Source organism: Dermabacter vaginalis (genome assembly GCF_001678905.1).
GTDB lineage: Bacteria > Actinomycetota > Actinomycetes > Actinomycetales > Dermabacteraceae > Dermabacter > Dermabacter vaginalis.
In genome coordinates, this window is sequence record NZ_CP012117.1 from 101,474 (window position 1) to 124,078 (window position 22,605).

Genomic DNA, 22,605 nt, shown 5'->3' on the forward strand with positions numbered 1-22,605 from the left:
GACTTACACAGCCCGGTCGAGGGGTTCAACTTCGGCCGGGCTCGAATGCCTGAGCGAGAGCAATCCGCCAACCGCGAGGGTCACGAGCACGCCAAGCAGCGGGTACCACTGCCACGCGATCCACACCTCGCCCACGACGTACTTCTCCATTACGAAGAAAAACGCGTTGGTTGCGACCGCGCACAGGAATGCGATGTTGGCATCGAGCGTGCGTGCCCGCTTGTTGACGATGCCGAGCACGAACGCGCCGAGCAGCCCGCCGTAGGTAATGCCCGCGATGCCGAGAGCCAGCACCACGATGCTGCCCTCGTCGCTGCGGAAGAACGTTGCGGGGAGAATGAACAAAAGGCCCCACACGATCGTGGCGACGCGCCCCGTTGTGAGCTCGTCGTCCTTCGTCATGGGAGTGCGACGCAGCTTCGCGACGACATCCGTGACGGTCGAGGAGCTGAGCGCCGACAGCGATGACGACAGGGTCGACATCGCGGCCGCAAGGATACCCGCGAGGAGCAGGCCCGAAACACCCGCGGGCAGGCCCTCGATGATGAACTTCGGGAAGATCTCGTCGTCGCGCGTGAGCCCAAGCTCGGCGGGTGTGGCGTGGTTGTACCAACCCCATAGGGCGAGCCCCACCACGAGGAAGATCGCAAACTGCACGACCACCACGAAGCCCGAGGCAATGAGCGCCTTTTGCGCTTCCGCCTTCGTGCGGCACGCGAGCAGGCGCTGCACGATCAGCTGATCCGAGCCGTGCGAGGCCATCGCGAACACGGTGCCGCCAAGCAGCGACGGAATGAGGCCCGACGCGCCGCTGATGGGGTTCTCGCCAAGGATGAACAGGTTCGTTTTTCCGGCCTCGACCGCATCGGTGAACCACGAGAAGCCGAGCGAGGAGCTCACGACGATGATCGCGAGCAGGCCACCCGCGACGTAGAGGCACATTTGCACCACGTCAACCCACACGACCGCGCGGATGCCGCCAATGAACGTATAGAGGATCGTGACGACCGCAAGCACGACGATGATGACGAAGTAGTTCGTGTGCACCCCGAGGCCGTCGAGAATGATCTTGAGAGGAATGGCCGCAGCGAGAACGCGGACACCGTCGGCAAGAAGGCGCGTGAACAGGAACGTGACGCCCGCCGTGGTTTGGGTGGCCGAACCGAAACGCTTGCCGAGGTAGGCGTAGGCCGTGACCATCTCGCCGTCGTAATACCGGGGGAGAAGGAGGTAGGCCACGATCACGCGGCCCACGATGTAGCCAAAGCCGAGCTGCAGGTAGCTGATGTCGCCTACGAAACTCATGACCGGAATGCCAATGACCGTGAGCGCACTCGTTTCCGTGGCAACGACGCTCAGGCACACCGCCCACCACGGAATGTCCCGACCGCCGAGGAAGTAGTCCTTGGCGTCCGATTGTTTTCCGCTGAGCTTCAAACCGAGCCAGGCGGTCGCGATGAGGTACGCGATCACCACCACGATGTCGATGACCTGCATAAAAACTCCTAGGGCGTGCATAGTCGTGGTCAAGAGAAACAGCTGTGCGCCGCTCACCAGGAGGTGCGCAACGCTGCGCGTGAAACCATCGTACGGGCAATCCCTAGTTTTTGGAAGAAAATTTTATGCGCGGATCGATTACGCGCGCGGCAAGCGTCGGCCCCGCCCGAGAAGCCTGCCCCCGATCCGGCCGCGCGGGCGCTTGTAGCCCGTGGCCCGGAAAAGCCACAGGAATGGCGCGGGAATTGCACGCGCGATCGGGGCGCTGAGCGCCCAGCGCCACGGTGCATTCGAGTCCTTGTTGGGGCGGTGTTCGAGGGCGTGGACGGCGGCTTCGGCAACCTCGTCGGGGGTCATCGTGCCCACGAGCAGCTCAACTTTGGGCACGCGTTTTTCGGAATTGGGGTTGGCTTTGAAGTAGTCGGAGTGCACGCGCGTGGGGGTCAGCGAACCCACGTTGATGCCGGTGCCGTGAAGGTCCTGGCGCAGAGCCTCGGTGAAGCCGCGAACGGCGTAGCGGGCGGCGGCATATCCCACGGCGCCGGGCCACGCGATCTGGGCGACGGGGGAGTTGATCTGGAAAATCGTGCCGCCGCCGCGGGCGAGCATCGGTTCGATGAGGCCGCGCGTCATGTCGAAGGCCGCGAAGTACGGCAGCGCCATCTGCTCGCGCGCCTCCTGGGGGCTCGTCTCCTCGATGCTGAGGAAGCGCCCCGATCCGGCGTTGTTAATGAGGATGTCGGGCGTGCCGTGCTCGGAGAGGATCCTCTCGCACACCTTCGCGACGGCGTCGGCATCCGAAAGGTCAACGGGGTAGTACGCCGCGCCGGTCTCAGCGGCGAGCGGCTTGAGCTTCTCCTCGCGCCGGGCGAGCAGGATCAGGCGGCATTCGCTATCGCTGAGCCGTCGAGCGAGAGCTGCGCCGATGCCGGCGGAGGCGCCCGTGATGACGATCAGTTCCGAGGTGAGGGGGCTCGGGTTGCTTTGCGTGCTGTCCATGCGCTTTGTAGCCATGCGTCGAGTCTAGCGAGCGATTACCTCGCCCACGCCGAGGATCCACTGGATCGCGGCGGTCGCAGCGCCGCGCGCCCAAAAGGCGAAATCGTGCTCGCGAAGCTGGATGTCGAGGCCGCTCGCGCTCACGTGCCTCACTTCGGCGATGCCCGCGTCGAGCTCCTCCTCGTTCCCCGCGAGGAACCGCGCGCCCTCGCCGGAAATCACGACGGCCTGCGGCATCGTGAACGCTGCGGCCGTTCCCACAAGCCGGCCCACCTTGCGGGCCGCGCGCGCCGACTCCTCGGCGGTGAGGGGGCGGGCGCCGCTCAAATCAGGCCAGTCGGCCCCCCGGATGGCCTCGGTGACCGTGCCGAAACCCGTGTTCTCGTCCGTGATCACCCGCCCGTCCATCACGAGGGCAAAGCCCGTGCCAATTCCGACGGTCACCACGATGAACCTCGAGGCCTCAAGGCCCGCGCCGAACCAGTTTTCCGCTTCGGCAAGGGAGGTCAGATCATGCACGATGAGGACGGGAAGGCCCGTGAGTTCTTCGAGCCGATCGGCGGCGCGCACGTTCGTCCACCCGAGGAATGGGGCTTCGCGGACGACGCGCCCGCCGTCGATTTGTGCACCGATATTCACGCCAACGCCCGCGATGGGCAGCGCGGGATTCTTCGCAGCGAGAGCGTCGCGTAGCTCGCCGATGAGGGCGGCAGCCTCGCCCAGCACGGCGGTGGGGCGCAGGTCGGTGAGGCGAGAGGTGCGCGAATCGAGCACGGTTGCGCGTGCATCGGTCACGATCGCCACGAGGCTCTCGTGCGTAATTGACAGCCCGATGAGGGCGAAGCTCGTGAGGTTCACCGAGAGGGGGATCGCCGGCCGGCCCACCTCGCTCGGAACGGGGGTTCCCTGAAGCATGAGCTCCGCTTCCACGAGCGGGGCCGTGACGCGCGTGAGGGAAGCGGCGCTCAGCCCGAGCCGCTCGGCGAGCTGCGTGCGCGGAAGCGGCCCGTAGCGGAGCAGCTCGAGGTACACGCGCCTTGCCGATGGCGGGAGTGTGTCGAGGGTGAGTCGCTCGGGGACGGTGGGGGAGTTCACGGTACTCAACTTTGCCAGATGCTGCGGGGAGGGAACGCGAGATGCCTCCCACTTCGAGGAATGTGCTTGACGGTGATTTATTTTACAACGAAAATAAGTAGGTCATTGAAGACGCACCTCAAGGAGAAACCATGGCGACCACCACCCGTCGCGGCTTCCTCGCGGGCATGGCGGGTCTCGGGACCCTCGGCGCGCTCGCGGGATGCGGCGGCTCAAACTCGGGCGGCACCTCGCTCGAATACTTCCAGTTCAAGTCCGAGGCCATCGACCTGTTCAACGCGATGTGCGAGGAATACAACGCGCAATCGAACAACATTCGCGTGCGGCAAAACTTCCAGGCCGACAACGTGACGGCGCTGCGCGTGCGACTCGTGAAGAACACCATGCCCGACATCGTCTCGATCAACGGCGACTACAACTTCGGCTCCATCGCCCGCTCGGGCGTGTTCTACGACTTCGCAAAAACCGACCTTCTCGACAAGGTGCAAGACGCCGTGGGCGAGATCCTCCCGAGCCTCGGCGCGGGTGCCGACGGCGAAGTCAACGGCCTGCCGCTCTCCACCAACGGCTCCGGCATGATCTACAACAAGGACATCTTCGACGACTTCGGCATCGAGCCGCCGAAGACCTGGGACGACCTCATCGCCGCAGCCGAAGAGTTCGCCGCGGGCGGCGTGGACCCGTTCTACTGGGGCTTCCGCGACAACTGGACCGGCGCGCCCATGTTCTCGTCGATCTCCGGCAACTTCCTGCCGAACGTCGCCGATTGGTACCAGAAGCGCCTCGACGGCGAGACGACCTTCGAAGACCTCCGCCCCGTGCTGGAAAAGATGAACCAGATCGCCAAGATGGGCAACAAGAACAAGTACGAGGTCGACTACAACGGCGGCAACCAGGGCTTCGCCCAAGGCAAAGCCGCGATCTACGTGCACGGCACCTACGCGATCCCCGCGATCCGCTCCTACAACCCCGACATCAACCTCGGCACGTTCGCGACCCCCGCCGACGACCCGGCTGATACGCGCGTGGTTTCCGGCGTGGACGTGGCCCTCACGATGGGCGTCGAGCCCGAGCACGAAGAAGAAGCCCTCGACTTCATGCGCTACCTCATGAAGGAAGAAAACGTGCTCGCCTACTGCAAGGAACAGGTGGCCTTCCCGACCCTCAAGGACACCGAGACCGACGACCCGGCCCTCCAGGGACTTCAGGACTACTTCGCGAACGACCTCATCGCCACGTACTCCGACCACAACTTCCCGCAGGGAGTCAACCTCAACAACTACATGCAGCAGTTCCTGATCGACCACGACATCGACGCGTTCATTAAGACGCTCGACACGCAGTGGGACAAGGTCGCAAAACGCATGGCCGCGACGGCGTAAGGAGAAGCCACCGTGTCTGCAACGCACACAAAATCCGGCTCTGCGCCGGTACTTCGCTCGAAAAAGAAGCGAATCGATCCCGCCCACATCTGGATGGTCATTCCCGCGATCATCATCTTCGTGGCCCTGCTCGTGTGGCCGCTCCTCCAGGGCATCTTCTACACGTTCACGAACTACCAGGGCTACGGTGACTGGCGCTTCGTGGGCCTCGACAACTACAAGTTCCTTTTCCAGGATGACGTGATCTGGGGAAGCTACGGCTTCACGTTCCTCTTCGCGATCTCCTCGACGCTTGCGACGAACGTCATCGCGATGGTTCTCGCGCTCTTGCTGAACTCGGCAATCAAAGCGAAGAACCTCTTTCGCGGGATCTTCTTCCTCCCGTACATGCTCCCCGTGCTGATCGTCTCGTACATCTTCAGCTACCTCTTCACGAACAACATTCCGCTCATTGGCCAATGGCTCGGCTGGGAATGGCTCTCCTCCTCGCTGCTTGCCAACGAGAGCCTCGCGTGGCTCGCGATCGTGTTCGTGGGTGTGTGGCAGGGTGTCGCCTTCACGACCCTCATCTACATCTCGGGCCTGCAAACCGTGCCCGAAGAGGTCTACGAGGCCGCTTCGCTCGACGGCGCGAACAAGTGGAAGCAGTTCTGGAAAATCACCTTCCCGCTCATCATGCCGTTCTTCACGATCAACGTCGTGTTGAGCTTCAAGAACTCCCTCGGCGTCTTCGACCAGGTCGTTGCCCTCACCGAGGGCGGCCCCGGCACCGCCACCCAGTCGATCTCATTTTTGATCTTCAAGAACGGCTTCCAGGGCGGCGAATTCGCCTACCAGACGGCGAACGGCGTCATCTACTTCATCATCCTCATCGTGCTGTCGTTTGCGCAGCTGCGATTCCTCCAGTCGAAGGAGGTCAACTGACATGAGTACCCAGTCGATTCCCACCCCGGGTGCCGCAGAAACACCCACGAACGAAAGCATCGAGAAGGGCGGGGCAAGCGTCGGAAAGCCCCCGCACCGCAAGCGCCGCTACCGCCTCCACCGCACAAACTGGTGGGCGACCGCCCTCGTGGCCGTTCTTTCCCTGACGATCCTCGTGCCGCTGTACTTCGCGGTGGTGACCGCGTTCAAAACGGCGCCCGAGCTCGCCGAGAGCGGCTTCGGCCTGCCGAACCAGTGGAACCTCGACAACTTCGTGGAGGCGTGGAGACTCACCGAGTTCCCGAAACGCCTCATGACGAGCGCGATCATCACGGTTGGCGCCGTGATCGTCACGCTGCTCACGAACTCGATGGTGGCCTACGCGATCGCGCGTAACCTCCACCGCAAGAGCTTCCAGTTCCTCTACTACTTCTTCGTGGCGGCGCTCTTCGTGCCGTTCCCGATCATCATGCTGCCCGTGGTGAAGCAGACGGCCGCACTCGGCATCGACAATGAAGCCGGCCTGATCCTCCTGTACACCGTGTACGGGCTCGCCATGAACATCCTGCTCTACGTGAGCTTCCTGAAGTCACTGCCGGAGGAACTCGAAGAGGCCGCACGCCTCGAAGGCGCCTCGACGTGGACCGTGTTCTGGAAGATCGTGTTCCCGCTCATGGGTCCCATGAACGCGACGGTCGGCATCCTCACGTGCCTGTGGTCGTGGAACGACTTCATGCTGCCGCTCGTGATCCTCTCCGACCCCGACTCGCAGACGCTGCCGCTCGCGCAGTACGTGTTCCAGGGTCAGTTCAACACGAACTACCCGGTTTCCTTCGCGAGCTACCTCATGGCAATCGCGCCCATGATGCTCGTGTACGTCTTCGCGCAGAAGTGGATCATCTCGGGCGTCATGCGAGGCTCGACCAAGTAGATCGGGCGCACGCATGCCAGGTGCGCGTTGCTCTCGATGAAGAAAAAGTCGCTCCCCACCCGCGCCATGCGGGCAGGGAGCGACTTTCTTGATGAAGTGGAACGGCTTGACCGCCGTGCCGCGCCGTCGTGCCGCGCGCCTAGCCGATGAGGGAGGCGAGCCTCTCGCGTTCGGCCTTCACATCGGCACCCGCCGCTTCTGCGACGAGCGCGAGCGCGAGCGCCATGCCGAGTGCGCCCGGGTCAGGCGTGCCGAGCACGCGATCGCCGAGGTAGCTCGAACGCCCGCGACCGCTCGACATCTCCTTCGTGGACTCCGCACCGTCGATGGCGGCGCCGATCGCCGCGGCATCCAGCTTCTCAGCTCCCGACGTTGCAACAGCCTCGAGCACATCCACGATCGTGCGGTCGCCCGGCTCGGCGCCACCCACGCGCGTGACCGCCGCGCGGGCCTCCTTCACGCCCTCCACAAGTGAGGTGCCGTTCTTCGCCGCCGCCGCGATCTCCTGGAAGGCGAGGCCAAACAGCGGACCGGAAGAGCCGCCCGTGTCGTTGAGGAAGCCCTCCGCAATCGAATTGAGGTCGGCCGCAAGATCCGCATCTTTCCCACTCGCGCGCGTGAGAGTCGCCTTCGCCGCGTTCGCGAGATTCGTGCCCACGTCGCCATCGCCGGCCTTCTGGTCGATCTCATCGAGCGCCGCGCGGGAACTCTCGAACGTTTCCACGAACATCGAAAGCCAGTCCGACGCCTGCTTCGCCTCAGCCGAAGCTTCATCTTCAGCAGCGTCTTCGCCCCCGTTTTCGGCCTCGCGGCCCGCGTGCACGTCGAAGCCTTCCGGCACGAGGCGCGGCGTGGGCAGTGCGGCCGTCTCATGCGGAGCACACACGTACTCGAGCCACTCCTCTTCGAGCGCCGTGAGCGTGATCGAGAACCCGGCCATGTCGAGCGCCGTCGTGTAGTTGCCCGAGAACGCGACGCGCACGTTGACACCCGCATCCGCGAGGGCTTCGTGCGCCGCGGTTTGGATGTGCAGCAGTTCGAGCGGGGCGAGGCCGCCAAGGCCGTTGACGAAGAGCAGCGCGCCCGCGCTCGCCTCGAGCTTCTCGGCGAGGGCCTCGCGCAACTCGGAAATCATGCGCTGCGTGAGCTCTTCAAGCGTCGGCTGCGCGATTGTTTCCTTCGCGCTTTCCCCGTGGATGCCCACGCCGTATTCGAGCGTGCCTTCCTCGACATCGAACGCGAGGTGATCGGCGCCGGGGGAGGTGTGGGCGCGGCGCGCGACCGAGAGCGAACGCGTGGCGGCGACGAGCGCGTCACCGAGCTCCTTGAGTTCCGCGAGGCCAAGGCCCTGATCGGCGGCAGCGCCAAGAACCTTCTCCACGAGGGTCGTGCCGGCAATGCCGCGACGGCCCACGGCACCCGAATCGGTACCGAGGTCATCATCGACGAGGACCTGCGCGCTCTCGATCCCTTCGGCCGAAAGACGCTCCGCCGCGATATTGAAGTTGATGCAATCGCCCGTGTAGTTCTTGACGATGTGGAGCACGCCGCCGCTCTTCGCCACGGCGCGGCTCGCCTCGAAAATCTGGCGCGAATGCGGGGAGGTGAACACTTCGCCCGGCACCGCCGCATCGAGGCCTCCGCGCCCCACGAATCCCGCGTGCATGGGCTCGTGGCCTGCGCCGCCGCCGCTCACGAGCGCAACGGTGCGCTCCGGAGCGGGGTTCGCCGCGCTCACGAAGTACGGGTCGCGCGAAAGGGTGACGGTGTCACCTGCCGCTGCAGCAATCGCGGTCAGCGCGTAGAACGATGGGGACGCAGAATCTGAGTAAAACGCCGGCACGGGAAACCTCCTGTGGTTGATGTGCGCTGGTGCTCTCACGGTAACAATCGGCGATTGGTCGCTGCTGATGGCGTCGAGGAGCTCAGCTGGCGCGAGGGCTCACCGTGAGGAGCGGAGGCGCGCTTGGGCGCGGCAAGCGTCGGACCGAAAACCCCACCGGAAGCCCAGCCGGAAACTCCACCGACACAACCGCACCAAAAACTCCAGCTTTCCCCGCAGGCTTTCTTTCGTGGAGAAAAAATCTCGACTACCGTGGAGACATGAACGACAATCTTCGCCCCATGCCCCCGCTCGCCCACGCCCCCGGCGCCGACCAACCCGACTGGTGGAAAAACGGCGTCGTCTACCAGATCTACCCGCGCTCTTTCGCTGACGCGAACGGCGACGGCATCGGCGACCTCCGCGGCATCATCAACCATGTTGACCACCTCGCCGCACTCGGCATCCAAACCGTGTGGCTCTCGCCGATCTACCCCTCGCCGCAAGACGACAACGGCTACGACATCGCCAACTACCGCGACATCGAACCCATGTTCGGCACCCTCGGCGACTTCGACGAACTCATCGAAAAGCTCCACGCGAACGGAATCCGTCTCGTCATGGACCTCGTCGTCAACCACTCGAGCGACGAGCACGAATGGTTCCTCGAATCCCGCTCCTCGCGCGAAAACCCCAAGCGCGACTGGTACATCTGGCGCGACGCCCGCGAGGTGGAGGGCCTGAAGCCCGGCGAACGCGGCACCGAACCCAACAACTGGGACTCCGCCTTCAGCGGCCCCGGCTGGCAGTGGGACGAAGAAACCGAGCAGTTCTACCTGCACATGTTCTCCCGCAAACAGCCCGACCTCAACTGGGAAAACCCCGAGGTCCGCGAGGCCGTGTACGACATGATGCGCTGGTGGCTCGACCGCGGCGTCGACGGCTTCCGCATGGACGTCATCAACCTCATCTCGAAGCCCGAAGGCCTCCCCGACGGCCCGCCCACGCAGGACGGCCTCGGCTCCGCCTTCGCAATGGTCATGACCGGCCCGCGCTTCCACGAATTCATGCAGGAAATGCGTCGCGAGGTCTTCGCAAAATACCCGAAGACCTTCGTCAACGTTGGCGAAACCCCCGGCATCACCGCTCAGGATGCGCTCCTCACCTCCAACCCGGAACGCGGCGAACTCGAGATGGTGTTCCAGTTCGAACACGTTGGCCTCGAGCACGAAGGGCACAAGTTCAACCCGTCGCGCCCGCTGCCCCTTCACGAACTCGCCGGCAACCTCGCCCGCTGGGATCGCGAAGTTGCCGAAGAAGGCGGCTGGAACTCCCTCTACTTCGAAAACCACGATCAGCCCCGCTCGGTGTCCCGCTGGGGCGACGACGACCCCGCGTGGCGTGTGCGCAGCGCGAAGGCGCTCGCGGGCATGCTCCACGCGCACCGCGGCACCCCGTACGTGTACCAGGGCCAGGAACTCGGCCAGGTGAACTTCCCGTGGGAGCGCCTCGAGCAGTTCCGCGACATCGAGGTGCTCAACTACGTGCGCGAATCGGAGCAGTTCGGTCACGGCAGCTTCGGCGAGCTCCTTCCCGGCATCAGCGACATGAACCGCGACAACGCCCGCACCCCCATGCCGTGGACCGGCGTGGTCGATTCGGGTGCCGGCTTCGGCGAGGGTAAACCGTGGATCGCTGTGAACCCCTCCGCAGCCGAGGGCGTGAATGCCGCCGACCAGGTTGGGGTCGAAGGCTCGGTTTTCGAGTTCTACCGCGCCCTCATCGCGCTACGCAAGAGCGAGCCGCTCCTTGTTTCGGGCGGCTTCGAGCTGCTCGGCCCGGTCGAAAGCATGGGGGAGGGGCTGCCCGGGCAGTCCGGTCCGTCGCGTGTCTGGGCCGTGCGCAGGTCCGCGGCGGGGGAGGGGGCCGACGCCTCCTCGCTCATCGCCGTTGCCAATTTCTCGCGCGAGGCCGTTGAGCTTAGTTCCGACGTGTGGCCCGAGGGCGCCGAGGTTGTGTTGTCGAACGTCGCCGAAGGCGAGCGCTCCGGCGAGCAGAAGCTCGGTGGATGGGAGTTCGCGCTGCTCAAGGCGTGAGCTCGTCACTGTTGATGCATAGGGGAGGCGCCCGGCGGAAATGATCCGTCGGGCGCCCCCCTTTTCTTGCCCTGAGGGCTCTTCTTGCCCTAAAGGCTCTGCTGTTTTGACCCTTTGGGTTGTGCTTCGGGTGCGCTCAGGAGCGCGCCTTGGGCTTTAGGCCTTCTTCTCGCGGTAAGGATTCGCAGCCTGTGCCACGCTCGCCCACGAGTCGGGATTCACGAGGAACGTTACCGCCTCGTTGTCCCAGAACACGCGAGTCTCGATGCCCTTTGAATCCTTGTCGTAGGTGAAGAACGCTACGGCCATTTCAAACGGGCGACCATTCGCGCGCGCCTGCACGTAATTGACGGCAGGTTCCTCGAGTGCGAACCTCGAAAAGACGCTCGGTGCAAAGGCACCGGACTTCACGTAAAAGACCGGATCAACCTGCTGAAGCGTGAGGCCATCAATACCCGCGGCGACGGTGAAGATGACGCTGAAGGCATCCCAGTCATTGGGGAAGTCGTGGACTTCAGGCTGCACCGCCGCTGCGAGTGCACGAAGGGCCTCCTGCTCAGCAGCGGAGCCGCTGTTGCTGTTCACGGAGTTGTCTTGAGTCATTGCTTGTTCAGCCCCTCTGCAAGAACGAGAAGTTCGCGAGCGCTCACGGGCTCTTCGTCGCCACCGAAGTTATCTACGTAGGTGTAGGTGAACTCATCGGCGAGGCGATCGAAACGAGTCACGAGGGTTGCAGCACGGTCCTTGTACACCTGCTTCTCAAAGAACAGCTCGAGGAGGAGCTTCTTTTGGTCCTTGGCGAAGGCCAAGTTGACCGTGAAGGGATCCTCGCCCTCAAACTTCGCGAGCGAAGTGTCGAAGAGCTGTCCAGCCTTGGTATGCACCAGAAAGGAGGTCAACGCTTCAAGACGTTCAATATTCTCGAGGCCCTTGCGGACACAGTACTCGTATCGCTCAATGGGGCTTCCTGCCCACGGTGCGCTGATAGCAGTCATATTCCTATCCTAATTTGCGCTGAAAGATCTGGCCTGAAGACACCGGCTAGTGCTGGTTGACTTGATCGAAGTGGACCCTTGGGACCGAACCAGAATCAAGGGCATTGGCCTTGACTTCGCTGAGAGCTTTCGCGGAGAAATCCCGACCGTAGGTATTGACTTGCGTCTTTTTGGGCTCACGATGGAAGTAATCGTGCTTATCATTGTGAACGGCGCCGTCGATACGCAACCACTGCTTACCGGTTTCTCGGTCATAAATATCCGCAATCGCATGGTAAGCCGTTGGTCGTCCGTTCGAATCCAGCGTTGCTCGCGTGGAGAAGTGAGTGAAGCTATCTTGTTTCATGATTGCGTCACTTTGGATCATCTCCATGTTGTAGATAGTTTCATGATTTACGACATTGTGCTGGGCCAGATAGTTACCGGACCCCAAGTTCGGTGCGAACATGTGGGCGATCAGGTGGCCCTTTTCGTCAACGGGCATATCTGGCCTGTTGGTTTGCATGAGCTTCTTTGTCGGGTCGTCGGGATCCATCTGGAATGAGCCGGCCTCCAAGAGTGCTTTGTTGGCCTGAGTGCCGTCGACTCGTTTCACTGTGGTGAACTTGTCGAAGATCACTGCTTCGGACTCGATGTAGTTTGGGTACTGGCGATAAGCAATCTTATTGCGACCGACCTGTACCGTGACTTCGCGCATGTTCTCGTTGACATAATCAACCACGCTGATTTGCGGCTTCGGTGCCTCGCCCTTCTTCCTTTCGACCTTGTCAGGCAGCGATTCCGGCAGCAAGCTGTTGTTATCTTTGACGTAGGAGCCCTCATTGACGGAGTACTCAATGTTGGCGCCTCGCCACTCGTCTTCGGGCCTCTTCTTGAGATTGTTCTCGAAGTCGAACTCTTCACCCGACATCCTTTGTCGTTCCACATACTCATCGAACTTGAGTTGGTGGTACTCGGCACGAATATCGTTGGCGTCGAGCTTCTCAAGCTCGGCTACTCGATCCAAGTCGCCTTTTGCCCGCGCGTCCTCAATGAGAGTCTCACGTCCGGTCTTCTCATAGAATTCGTCGGCTGAAACATTCGGCTTATGGTTCACGTCGGCTGCGTCCGCATGATGGTGCTGTGAGAAGTGCGAGTCATCGACTGGCTTGTGTGCAGTGTCGATCGTGTCGCGCGTTTCACCTAAGGGGCCGTCCTCGTGTGGCTTGAGAAACTCAGCCCTTTCGCGTCGCAACTGTTCCTCGTTGAGTTCGATTCCGGCAGCATTTCGCCCATCTGCGAATTCGGGATGCTTACCGTCGCCGGCACTCTTAGCCCGCGAAGCCTCATCGGTGTGTTCACCAGCCTCGCGGATTGCAGTGCCTGCTGGCTCTTCACGGTGGCTGTCGCCACGCGAATCATCGGAACGATCGTAATCCTTAGCTGTCTTGACGTCCTCAGCGTCAGGGGTGGACTTCCCCTTCTCAGCGACATCGTCGGCATGAATTACCGCGCTTTCCTTACCCTCCTTGCCGCCCTTCACTGCGTCGTCAGCGTGATCGGTCGAAGTTTCAGCGGCCTCTTTGGTGGCAGGTGCGGATGCTTCAGGCTTATCGGCCTTCGAGACATCCGAGACCTCGAGCTCGGCACCGTCGCCCTTGCCTCGTTTGGCGAAGTCATCGGTGTTGTCGAGTGCCTCGTCGACACCGGTCCTTTCGGCGACGGCGGTTGCGCGGGTGTCGTCGGCTTTGTCGACCACCTTGGCGGTGGGAGAATCAGCCTGATCTATGTGATGCGCCGAGGCCGCCCCCTGCGACGCATCTTTGGTGGTGGATTGAGGTTCTGGCTCCTTCGTGAGATCAGTGTCGCCTGAGCTGGCCTTGCGATTTGGCGTGAGCTCGTCTGCCTCGTTCATGCTTCGGCCGGCACTGGTGCGCTCCCCGAGGGGCCCTCCGGCTTCGACGCTACCCGTTTTCCCGATTGAGGCAGTGGACTTCGGAGCATCGTCGAGGTGGTGGGACGCGTCCTGAAGGGCATCGTCGGCTGGTGACGCAGACGCTCCGAGACCGGAACGGTGTGGTTCGGGATGGGCATCCTTCATGTTGAAGCCACGGGGTTTTGCGACGTTGTCGGCGGAATCGACGATCTTGCCTGCAGCGCGGTGTTCAATCGATGCGGCGGCTCCCGATCGAATGGGCGCGGCACTCTTGCCTGCCTCAACTGCCATGTGGTTGGCGTTCGTCCCCGCGACCTTGGCGGCAGCCCCGGTGTGAGAACTGGCTTGTGGCGCGCCTGTACGTGCGAAGTTGTCGAATTTTCCACCAGCTTGCTTGACACTAGCTCTCGCAACATCGTCCGCGTGGTGGGTGACGCTACCGGCGCCTGCGCGTGCGGTGGTGCCGCCAATTTTGCTGCCGGCGGCTTTCACTCCACCGCGAGCAACCGCACCGGTGCCGATCGTTCCTGCGGCCTTATGCATACCGCCCTTGGCGGCACCCTTGATCGTGGAGAGTGCTCCGGCCTTGACCGCCCCTTGGGTTGCGGCCTTAGCACCCGAGCCAGCGGCGCCCTTGATCGCAGTGCCTGCCGCTGCCTTCACGCCCCCCTTAGCAGCGGTCCCCACGGCAGCCTTGGCACCGGCGGTGACGCCGGCCTTAATTGCGCCGCCAGTGCCGCCGCTCGCGACCGTCATGACGAGGTCTGGCGCTGCGTGGCCCAGGTAGTAAGCCGGGTCCTCCTTGAACTTATCGACCTCGTTGACCACGAAGTTCTTCGTCCCTTTAGCGACGGTGACGGCGGCGTCTTTCGGGCTGAAATTCTTGATGGCGTTCGCAGCCGCGTCCTTCATGCGCCCGATTCCGCCGTTCTTGACGAAATCGTCGAGGCCTCTTGCAGCCTCCATGAGTTCTTCGCGATTATCCCAGAGAGACTTTGTCCCCTTTAACACAAGCTTTCCAAGGTCCACGACGGCCGTGAGCGTCTCTTTGACCGAATCGCCAAGTCCACGCAGGAACCGTTCGGCCACATTGCCTTCGTGCTTGCCGTCCGATTCGTCGGCATTGCCCGCATTACCGCCGCCGAGAGTCCCTGCAAGAGCCTCGTCAGCTTTCTTCATGTCCTCGCGCAGCTTCTTCACTTCGTCTTCGAGACGCGAAAGTTCAGCTTCGGCTTCGGCGATTGCGTCGTCGCGTTCGTCGTTCGGTACTTCTTCTTCCTCGCCGTCCGCATTCGTCTCTGTCTTTGTTTTCGGCATCATGAGTGCCGCAGCCATAGCTAATTCAGCGGCCATGATCTCGAGCTGGAGTCGCGCCTTGCGTTCATGGAACTCTACGAGCTTTGCCGCGTATTCATGGAGTGCTGCTTTGACCTCGTTGGTGCTCTCTTGGAGCAAGGAGGCAGATTTGAGCGGCTGACGCATACCGTTGTAGACGGTTTCGGCCTCCGGGGCCTTGTAGGTTCCGGACAGTCCGTACCACGTTTCCTGTGCAGACGAAACGAGGTCGAAGGTGCGCGAGCCTATCGATTGGATTTCGGATGCGAGGCCGGTAACAGCGCCCGGGCTGTCAATTTCGGGCAGTTCAAGATCCATTGGTGGACACTCCTGGCATGTCGGTGGCCCCGATGCTTGCATCGGCGCTGCTGGCGTTAGAGCTCATGGTGGCATCGCCCTCGAGGTACGAGGTGAGGGCGTCAATCGTACAGTTAATCGTGTTGAAGGCCTGGCCCTGCGACGATTTGACGCTAATCATGACGATGTCCTGAAGGAAGGACATCATCGCGGGTTGACTCGCGGGGCTGTGCTGAAGGGCGCTTCCGGTTGTCGAAATCGCGGAGTTAGTTTCATCGACGGCGATGGAGAGATCTTCGACGATACTTACGGCACTTTCGATAATGTGCCCCGAAGCTTCCGGATCAATGTCGTAGTGCATGGAGAGTGTCCCCCTCAAACTCAAGTGCTCGTAGAGGGGCCCGGCCGCCTGTGTTGGTGGCCGGGCCGTTTGTGTGGTGTGGGTGTTAGCCGATGTTGGCGACGGCGCTGGCGGCGCGTTGTTGGGCGCTGGTGGCGGTTTCGTCGTTTTTGCTCATGGTGGTTTTGACGAGGTCGATGATGCCGCGGACCTCGTTGGAGGCGCGGTGCCAGCGCTGTTCGACGTGGCGGTATTCTTCGGAGACGCCGTCGGCCTGGAAGTCGCTCATGGCGGCGTTGACCTGCTGGTCGCGCATGGAGATGAGGCCTTCGAGGCGGCCGATGATGCCGGCGAGGTCGCCCTGGACGGACTGGGAAACGCCGGTGTCGAACGAGATGCGGTCGGTGGTGGGCATGAGGTGTCCTCTCTAAAGCGTGTGTGGTGGCTTTTGTGGTGTGTGGGTTCAGCTCTGGCCGGAGAAGCGTGCGCCGTCGAAGTTGGCCGAGCCCTGTGCGGAGGTGGCGTTGTCCATCGACTCCTGGTCGCCGGTCTGGAAGGCGGTGTCCATGCCGCCCTGGCCTTCGAGGATGCGGCCGAGGGAGACGTTGAGGTCGTGGCTGATTTCGTCGGTGCGGGCCTTGAACTGGTCGAAGGCGGCGCGGCCGGCGCCGTTGAACTTGCCTTCGAGGGGCTCCACCGAGGCAACGAGCTGCTTGACGAGCGAGCCGAGGTCGTCGTTAGCGCCGGAGGTGTTGGTGGTGAGGGTGGAGAGGGTCTGGTTGCCCATATCGAACTTCATGAGTGCACTCCCTTGCAAAAGTGTTGTGAGGAGTGTGAACCACGGCGTCAGAGCGCGTGCGGTTCCCACGCTTCCCCTTGTGCTGTCCGGGACACACGTCCCGTTATCTGACCGTTATAGAAAAACACAACCGTCACGGGATCTGTTCGGAGTCTTTCTAAAGTTTCCGTTATGTTTCCGTGATGTTCACGCAAGTGGCCGTTGTCAGCGAATGTGTGCACAATGGCATTCGTATATTACTGCCACCACGCTCAGCAGGGGGTTTGAACTGCGTGTACACCTATGACGACCAGCTTCTCGATGCCGTTAAAGTGCGCCGCAAACGGCTCGCACAGGCGCTCTTGCATAGGTCGCCTCGTTGTGTGACCGCTGACAGAGGGACACGAAAAGGTTTGACTCAATTGTTGACTGCCGTAGTTTTGCGAACGGCGGCTGCGCATAATGGGGATGCGGATTCCTTAAAGCGCGCGCGGCCCAGTTCGAGCATCGCGATCGAATCGCGAAGTGCCCTACGGGGCCGCGAGAGAACGAAGGAGAGATTCTCTTGCACTGCTTATTTAGTTGTCGGCATTAGCCCTGGGTGCTGTTAGATCGCTTGAGTTGAGGTCGCCCGAGAAGTTCTGAACGTGCAGGCACTCAGCGCGATCCGGTATCGAAGAAAGGGCCTGATCAATCATGTGTGAGGCTTGTTCGGGTGATGTGTGACCGGCATTGTCGAAAACCTCTTGGATCAAAGCAGCGTCGATTCCGGTTGCTGATGATAGATCCTGAACGGCCTGGTCCTTGAGCGTGAAGAACTCGCGACGGAGAGCGTTGCCAAGGGGCAACGGAGCCCCGGACTTCCGGGAGAGAGAAGGTGCCGGTGCGTCTGGCGCGGAGGCTGGTACAGGCGCCGGGACTGGGTGTGGAGCCGGTGAAGGGGCTGGAGCTGGGTGTGGGCTCGGTGCGGGATCATCAAACACTGGTGCCGGGCCCGGTGCCGGTTTTGGAGCGGGTGCTGGAACCGGAGCTAGCACTGGTGCATCGTCGACGGGTGTCGGTGCTGGTGCAGGAATTGGCTGCGGAGCCGGTGCTGCTTGTGGGCCGGGCGACGGCTGCGGGCTTAGCGACGGAGGTGCCGGTTCTACATGAGGTGTTGGAACCGGGGCGTGCTGAGGGCTTGGTGCGGGTGCTGGTGTAGGCACGGGTGAATGCGGTGTAGGGGCGGGTTGAGGTGCCGATGGGGCAGGCGAGGAAGCGGTCCCTCTACCAGCTGCATCTTCGGAGAAATGTTCTTTGAGGGAACCATAAATGCCGTGGTTAAATGCTTCGCGTGGGACGTCTTTGAAAGGTTTGGCAGAAGCGTCCTTGAGGCCTTGCTTGATGCTCTTGGAACCGACGCCTTTGAATTCTTTAGCGGTAACACCTGTTGCCTTCAGCTCCACGCTCGCGCCGCCTAGGAAAATTGTCGGGACGAGCTTCCCGATTTCTTTGGCTGGGTCGTGTGCGACGGAAACGGCACCGCCTCCTACCCAGGCTATACCGTGCGTTGCGATCGATGGCATCGCGCCATACAAAGCTAGATCCCTGGCGTTTTGATGAAACCATCGTGCTCCCCCCAAGTAGGTATTGTCGTCGGAGTTCTTGCGCAAAAAGTTTCCAAATATAGCAATTGCGCCGAATTGGCTGGGTGCTAAATGTCCGAGAGCCTGAAGTTTGTTGTCCATAAAATAGGACCAAAGATTGTCGCGATGCTTCCAGACGTTGACGGCGTTGACTTTCAAGGTAAGGAGCATGATCTTTGGAAGGTCAATAGCGCCTTCGAGGGCGCCCATCACCAACGAGCCATTCAAGAAGTTAGACAAGGCTGTTTCGCCCGTATGCTTTCCAAAAGTCCCAACAAGAAGCTGTTGGGAAAGTGAAGCATCCGCCTGTTGAACACGCCTCTTGAAGTCCGCGATCGCTGCGGCAACCTCGTCCTCCCGTGATCGCGCTTCTTCCATAGCTTTCGCGCGCTCCGGGTTCTCCTCCCGTCGGGTCTCACCGGGATTGCTCGGATCGGGTTCCTCTACATATTCGTCCATCGCCTTCGCGTCAGCGTAAAGCTGTTCCACTTCGGCAATGTCGGATTCGAGCTTCTTCTTCTCTTTCTCAAACTCGCTGAGCTTCTGCGAGTAGTCCTCGAGGTGACCCTGGAGTTCCTTGGTCTTCGATGCAAGATTCTGTGAGACCTCTGATGGAGTTCGGAAAACTCGTTGGACGTCCGTACTTTCGGGTGCCTTATACGAACTTGCTATAGAGGTCCAAGAGGCGTCAGCCTCGCTGATGATGGTATTGGTGCCCTCCCCCAATGCACCGAAATTTTCGGCAAGGGCTGACACGCGGGTTGGATCGTCCAATTCTGGTAGGTCAGCGGCAGAAATCATTTCAGTCTCCCAAGGGGGTCGTCATTGGGTCAAGGTCAGGAACATTTTTGGTAACGATGCCTTTCCCGGTTGGGTTATCAGGCGTGCAGAGGCTACCTTGCTGTCGTTTAGCCGCATCGAGCCGAGCAATCTCGTCGGCCGAGTGAACAACATTGGGGTTTCGGTTCCCGGACCCGGGCGCGTCAGGCGTGTGAATTGAAGCTTCACCGGCACTGTTGAATTCAGCGATGAGTCCATCGCCATAGACGTACTTGTCGACAGCTTCCTTAACGGATTCAACGTTCTTGCGCGAAAGTCCCTGGCAATACTCAATGTCGTGCAGAATGAAAAATTCGAGACACTTCTGAGCGGCGGTCGAACTTAGAGGGCTGTGCTGGAGGGTGCTGCTGGCGTCCCCCAAGCTGTCGTTGGCGAGGTCGACCATGGCGTTGAGACCATCAAGTTACGAGTGAGCTTCAAGAGATTTTGCCCAAACTTCGTCGGGATTGATGTCGAATTGCAATGTTCGTTCCTTTGATGCACGAATTCGCCCATGTGCTTGGAGGCGTCGGCTGGCTGTATGGCTGGTGTTGTTTTGAGACAGAGGCTTGGCGCTGGGGCTTGCCCTGTATTAGGGAGGGGGTGGGGCCCGGCCGCCTGTGTTGGTGGCCGGGCCGTTTGTGTGGTGTGGGTGTTAGCCGATGTTGGCGACGGCGCTGGCGGCGCGTTGTTGGGCGCTGGTGGCGGTTTCGTCGTTTTTGCTCATGGTGGTTTTGACGAGGTCGATGATGCCGCGGACCTCGTTGGAGGCGCGGTGCCAGCGCTGTTCGACGTGGCGGTATTCTTCGGAGACGCCGTCGGCCTGGAAGTCGCTCATGGCGGCGTTGACCTGCTGGTCGCGCATGGAGATGAGGCCTTCGAGGCGGCCGATGATGCCGGCGAGGTCGCCCTGGACGGACTGGGAAACGCCGGTGTCGAACGAGATGCGGTCGGTGGTGGGCATGAGGTGTCCTCTCTAAAGCGTGTGTGGTGGCTTTTGTGGTGTGTGGGTTCAGCTCTGGCCGGAGAAGCGTGCGCCGTCGAAGTTGGCCGAGCCCTGTGCGGAGGTGGCGTTGTCCATCGACTCCTGGTCGCCGGTCTGGAAGGCGGTGTCCATGCCGCCCTGGCCTTCGAGGATGCGGCCGAGGGAGACGTTGAGGTCGTGGCTGATTTCGTCGGTGCGGGCCTTGAACTGGTCGAAGGCGGCGCGGCCGGCGCCGTTGAACTTGCCTTCGAGGGGCTCCACCGAGGCAACGAGCTGCTTGACGAGCGAGCCGAGGTCGTCGTTAGCGCCGGAGGTGTTGGTGGTGAGGGTGGAGAGGGTCTGGTTGCCCATATCGAACTTCATGAGTGCACTCCCTTGCAAAAGTGTTGTGAGGAGTGTGAACCACGGCGTCAGAGCGCGTGCGGTTCCCACGCTTCCCCTTGTGCTGTCCGGGACACACGTCCCGTTATCTGACCATTACAGACAACCACGAGCGCCTCGTTATCGCACCGTGATCTTCCAAATGTTTCCTTGCTGTTTCCGCGATGTTAATTTGTCCCGTGAGGATCGGTCCTCGAACGAGTTGCTCGAAGCGGCTGCGGGTGCTCGGTGACTGGTAATGGTCCTGAAACGTAAGTGGGCGCGCAGATTTTTGGCGTGAGGAGTACATGTAGGTCACTTCTACATGCCCAGTGCCGGGTGACGATTAAAATTGCTGTTTCGCATCTGCACGTGCAGAGGTCGCGGTTGCAGGGTGAATTGGATTGCGGTCCCGCACTGGCTAAATACGACTCAGTCGCTAGCCTGCACGGGACCGCATTAATTGGCCTCGGTCTTGACAGCCGGTGGGGTTTTAGTTCCCCGTATTGGTGAGAAGTTGATCTAGATCGGCCGCGCTGTAGTTCCCGTTGAGTCCTTCAGCGCGAAGGATGCTCGCCAGTTCGGGGTGAGCCTCGGTGGCTTGATAGAGCATCTGATCAGCCTGAGCGGCCGACACGTTCCCTCCGTTGTCGAAAGCTTCCTGAATCGAGTCTGCATCTATCCCTGACGCCGAGGACAAATCGTCGATGACCTGATTCTTGAAGTCAAAGAACTTGTGAGACAAGCCGTCGCCCGATGGTGTGGGCGGTGCTGGCGCCAAGGTAGGTGCCGGAGCGGGATCTTCCAGAACTGGTGCGGGAGGCTCGGCGACGGGCACCGGTGCGGGGGCGTCCGCAACTGGTGCGGGTGCAGGATCTTCCACAATTGGTGCTGGGGCCGGTGTTGGCGCGTTGACAACGGGTGCCGGTGCGGGTGCGGGAGCGTTGACGACGGGTGCCGGTGCGGGATTGTCCGCAACTGGTGCGGGTGCGGGATCTTCCACAATTGGTGCTGGGGCCGGTGTTGGCGCGTTGACAACGGGTGCCGGTGCGGGAGTGTTGACAACGGGTGCCGGTGCGGGAGCGTCCACAACTGGTGCGGGGGCCGGTTCCGGTGCCGGTTCTGGTGTGGGTTCCGGTGCCGGTTCTGGTGTGGGTTCCGGTGCCGGTTCCGATCCGCCATTGCTGTGTGAGGGAGGAGCGGGAGGAGTTGGTAGGGCACCGGTAGGAGCCGAGTCCTCATGCGGCGGCTCCGGGCCCTCCGGAGCGGGAGCCATAGGTTCAAGGTCAGGCAGGTCCTCGGGGCCTATTTCTGAGTCGTAAGCTTCGCCTAGTGACCCAGTTACGCCATTATTAAAGGCCTCTTGGGCCGGATCTCCGGTGACCTTTTTCTTGAGATCCTTCTTAATCTTGTCTTCAGACTTGTCTGCGAGGACCTTGAAGCCTCCTTTCGCGACATCGCCGGTTACCTTGACGCCAAGACTTCCACCGCTAGTGAAGAGAACTGGGGAAAGTGAGCCAGCCTCAGTGGCAGGCTGATGAGCAATAGTAACGACACCGCCTCCCATCCACGCTAGGCCGTGGGACACGAATGAGGGCGTAATGTCGTGCTCGAGGTCGAATACGGTCTCACTGGCCCACTGTAGGGCCGGTTCTGCATTCTCTTTTGTAAAAAGACTCCGCACTTTCTTTCCGGAGTCAACTGGATGGAGGAAAAAGTTGGCGATGTCCTCTTTATGGTCCCACACGGTCTTGGTGGAAATCTTGACCGTTCCTAGGACCAGTTTGAGGGTCCCGGCTAGCGCCCCGACCGCTCCTCGCAAGGCTCCCAAGGATTCGAAGTCCGAAACCATCTGGCTGAGCGTATGCAGGCCGAAAGTCCCGGTAGCAAATTTCCGGGCGAGAGCGCGGTCGGCCCTATTTACTTCGCGTTTAAATGCGGCTACCTCACGCTCGACATTCTCGATCCGTATCTGTGCGGCTAACACTGCAGGAGGTTTCTCGGGATTTGGGACCATACGTGTTCCGCTAGGACTGTCAGGATCGGATTCCTCAATTTCGTCCTCCATAGCTTCAGCTGCATCGAGTTCGTCATTAGCGTCGTCAATCTCGCGTTCAAGTTCCTCCTTTCGGGTCTCAAAATCCCGCAACTGGCCTGCATATTCGACCAAGTTGTCCTTGAATTCGGAAGTTTTTGTAGCGAGGTTTTCGGCGATAGCTTTTGGTGTCTGGAAAGAGGAGTGTACTTTCCAGTCTTCGGGCGAATAGTAGCCACGGATAACTCCGGTCCACGCCGCTGAAGAGTCTGCAACGACGGTCTTGGTTCTTTCGCCAATCGATAAGAAGCAGTCTCCTAGTTCTTCTACCGTGGCAGGATCGTCGAGTTCGGGGAGATCGGAAGTGGAAACCAT

The 22,605-nt window shown here is 61.3% G+C and carries 19 protein-coding genes; 4 read left to right on the plus strand and 15 right to left on the minus strand.

Going from position 1 to position 22,605, the window contains the following annotated elements; genetic code table 11:
* Positions 1–3: 3 nt before the first annotated feature.
* The 3 genes from DAD186_RS00365 to DAD186_RS00375 all read right to left on the minus strand — a co-directional run bounded on the left by DAD186_RS00365 (position 4) and on the right by DAD186_RS00375 (position 3,591).
* Complete coding sequence (locus tag DAD186_RS00365) at positions 4–1,497, minus strand: sodium:solute symporter (RefSeq protein ID WP_065247032.1); 1,494 nt, start codon at positions 1,495–1,497, stop codon at positions 4–6.
* A 138-nt stretch (positions 1,498–1,635) separates the two neighbouring features.
* On the minus strand, positions 1,636–2,511 hold the full coding sequence (locus DAD186_RS00370) for an SDR family NAD(P)-dependent oxidoreductase (RefSeq protein WP_065247033.1): 876 nt from the start codon (positions 2,509–2,511) through the stop codon (positions 1,636–1,638).
* A gap of 9 nt (positions 2,512–2,520) precedes the next feature.
* Positions 2,521–3,591: an ROK family transcriptional regulator gene (locus DAD186_RS00375; protein WP_065247034.1), complete on the minus strand. Its 1,071-nt coding sequence runs from the start codon at positions 3,589–3,591 to the stop codon at positions 2,521–2,523.
* A 131-nt stretch (positions 3,592–3,722) separates the two neighbouring features.
* On the opposite strand from DAD186_RS00375, the gene DAD186_RS00380 reads away from it, so the two are divergent.
* From DAD186_RS00380 to DAD186_RS00390, 3 genes are read left to right on the plus strand one after another with little or no spacing between them, the layout of a single operon-like run.
* Positions 3,723–4,973 carry an ABC transporter substrate-binding protein gene (locus DAD186_RS00380; protein ID WP_065247035.1) on the plus strand — a complete coding sequence of 417 codons (1,251 nt, stop codon included), beginning with the start codon at positions 3,723–3,725 and terminating at the stop codon, positions 4,971–4,973.
* A 12-nt stretch (positions 4,974–4,985) separates the two neighbouring features.
* Positions 4,986–5,897 (plus strand): carbohydrate ABC transporter permease, encoded by a 912-nt coding sequence (locus tag DAD186_RS00385; RefSeq protein ID WP_065247036.1) that lies wholly within the window; start codon positions 4,986–4,988, stop codon positions 5,895–5,897.
* 1 nt (position 5,898) lies between these two features.
* Positions 5,899–6,828, plus strand: a complete 930-nt coding sequence (locus tag DAD186_RS00390) for a carbohydrate ABC transporter permease (RefSeq protein ID WP_082990999.1) — start codon at positions 5,899–5,901, stop codon at positions 6,826–6,828.
* A gap of 139 nt (positions 6,829–6,967) precedes the next feature.
* Here DAD186_RS00390 and DAD186_RS00395 read toward each other — a convergent pair whose 3' ends face one another.
* Complete coding sequence (locus tag DAD186_RS00395) at positions 6,968–8,671, minus strand: dihydroxyacetone kinase subunit DhaK (RefSeq protein ID WP_065247037.1); 1,704 nt, start codon at positions 8,669–8,671, stop codon at positions 6,968–6,970.
* A 260-nt stretch (positions 8,672–8,931) separates the two neighbouring features.
* Here DAD186_RS00395 and DAD186_RS00400 point away from each other — a divergent pair, with 260 nt between their 5' ends.
* A complete protein-coding gene (locus DAD186_RS00400) occupies positions 8,932–10,746 on the plus strand; it encodes an alpha-glucosidase (RefSeq protein WP_065247038.1) in 1,815 nt (604 codons plus the stop codon).
* A gap of 156 nt (positions 10,747–10,902) precedes the next feature.
* On the opposite strand, the gene DAD186_RS00405 is transcribed toward DAD186_RS00400, so the two are convergent.
* The 11 genes from DAD186_RS00405 to DAD186_RS11020 form a co-directional block, all read right to left on the minus strand.
* On the minus strand, positions 10,903–11,331 hold the full coding sequence (locus DAD186_RS00405; protein ID WP_157457051.1) for a hypothetical protein: 429 nt from the start codon (positions 11,329–11,331) through the stop codon (positions 10,903–10,905).
* A 14-nt stretch (positions 11,332–11,345) separates the two neighbouring features.
* On the minus strand, positions 11,346–11,741 hold the full coding sequence (locus tag DAD186_RS00410; RefSeq protein WP_065247040.1) for a hypothetical protein: 396 nt from the start codon (positions 11,739–11,741) through the stop codon (positions 11,346–11,348).
* A gap of 46 nt (positions 11,742–11,787) precedes the next feature.
* A complete protein-coding gene (locus tag DAD186_RS00415) occupies positions 11,788–15,309 on the minus strand; it encodes a TrbL/VirB6 family protein (protein WP_065247041.1) in 3,522 nt (1,173 codons plus the stop codon).
* Positions 15,299–15,649 carry a DUF6507 family protein gene (locus tag DAD186_RS00420; protein WP_065247042.1) on the minus strand — a complete coding sequence of 117 codons (351 nt, stop codon included), beginning with the start codon at positions 15,647–15,649 and terminating at the stop codon, positions 15,299–15,301. The genes DAD186_RS00415 and DAD186_RS00420 overlap by 11 nt, the downstream gene beginning before the upstream one ends.
* Positions 15,650–15,734: 85 nt before the next feature.
* A complete protein-coding gene (locus tag DAD186_RS00425; protein ID WP_065247043.1) occupies positions 15,735–16,043 on the minus strand; it encodes a pore-forming ESAT-6 family protein in 309 nt (102 codons plus the stop codon).
* Positions 16,044–16,091: 48 nt separating this feature from the next.
* Positions 16,092–16,427, minus strand: a complete 336-nt coding sequence (locus DAD186_RS00430; RefSeq protein ID WP_065248638.1) for a hypothetical protein — start codon at positions 16,425–16,427, stop codon at positions 16,092–16,094.
* 557 nt (positions 16,428–16,984) lie between these two features.
* Positions 16,985–18,832: a hypothetical protein gene (locus tag DAD186_RS11015; protein WP_157457052.1), complete on the minus strand. Its 1,848-nt coding sequence runs from the start codon at positions 18,830–18,832 to the stop codon at positions 16,985–16,987.
* Position 18,833: 1 nt separating this feature from the next.
* Positions 18,834–19,256, minus strand: coding sequence for a hypothetical protein (locus DAD186_RS00440; RefSeq protein ID WP_065247045.1), 423 nt, complete (start codon positions 19,254–19,256; stop codon positions 18,834–18,836).
* Positions 19,257–19,505: 249 nt separating this feature from the next.
* Positions 19,506–19,814 (minus strand): pore-forming ESAT-6 family protein, encoded by a 309-nt coding sequence (locus DAD186_RS00445; protein WP_065247043.1) that lies wholly within the window; start codon positions 19,812–19,814, stop codon positions 19,506–19,508.
* Positions 19,815–19,862: 48 nt separating this feature from the next.
* A complete protein-coding gene (locus tag DAD186_RS00450) occupies positions 19,863–20,198 on the minus strand; it encodes a hypothetical protein (RefSeq protein ID WP_065248638.1) in 336 nt (111 codons plus the stop codon).
* A gap of 490 nt (positions 20,199–20,688) precedes the next feature.
* Positions 20,689–22,605 (minus strand): hypothetical protein, encoded by a 1,917-nt coding sequence (locus tag DAD186_RS11020; RefSeq protein WP_208854261.1) that lies wholly within the window; start codon positions 22,603–22,605, stop codon positions 20,689–20,691.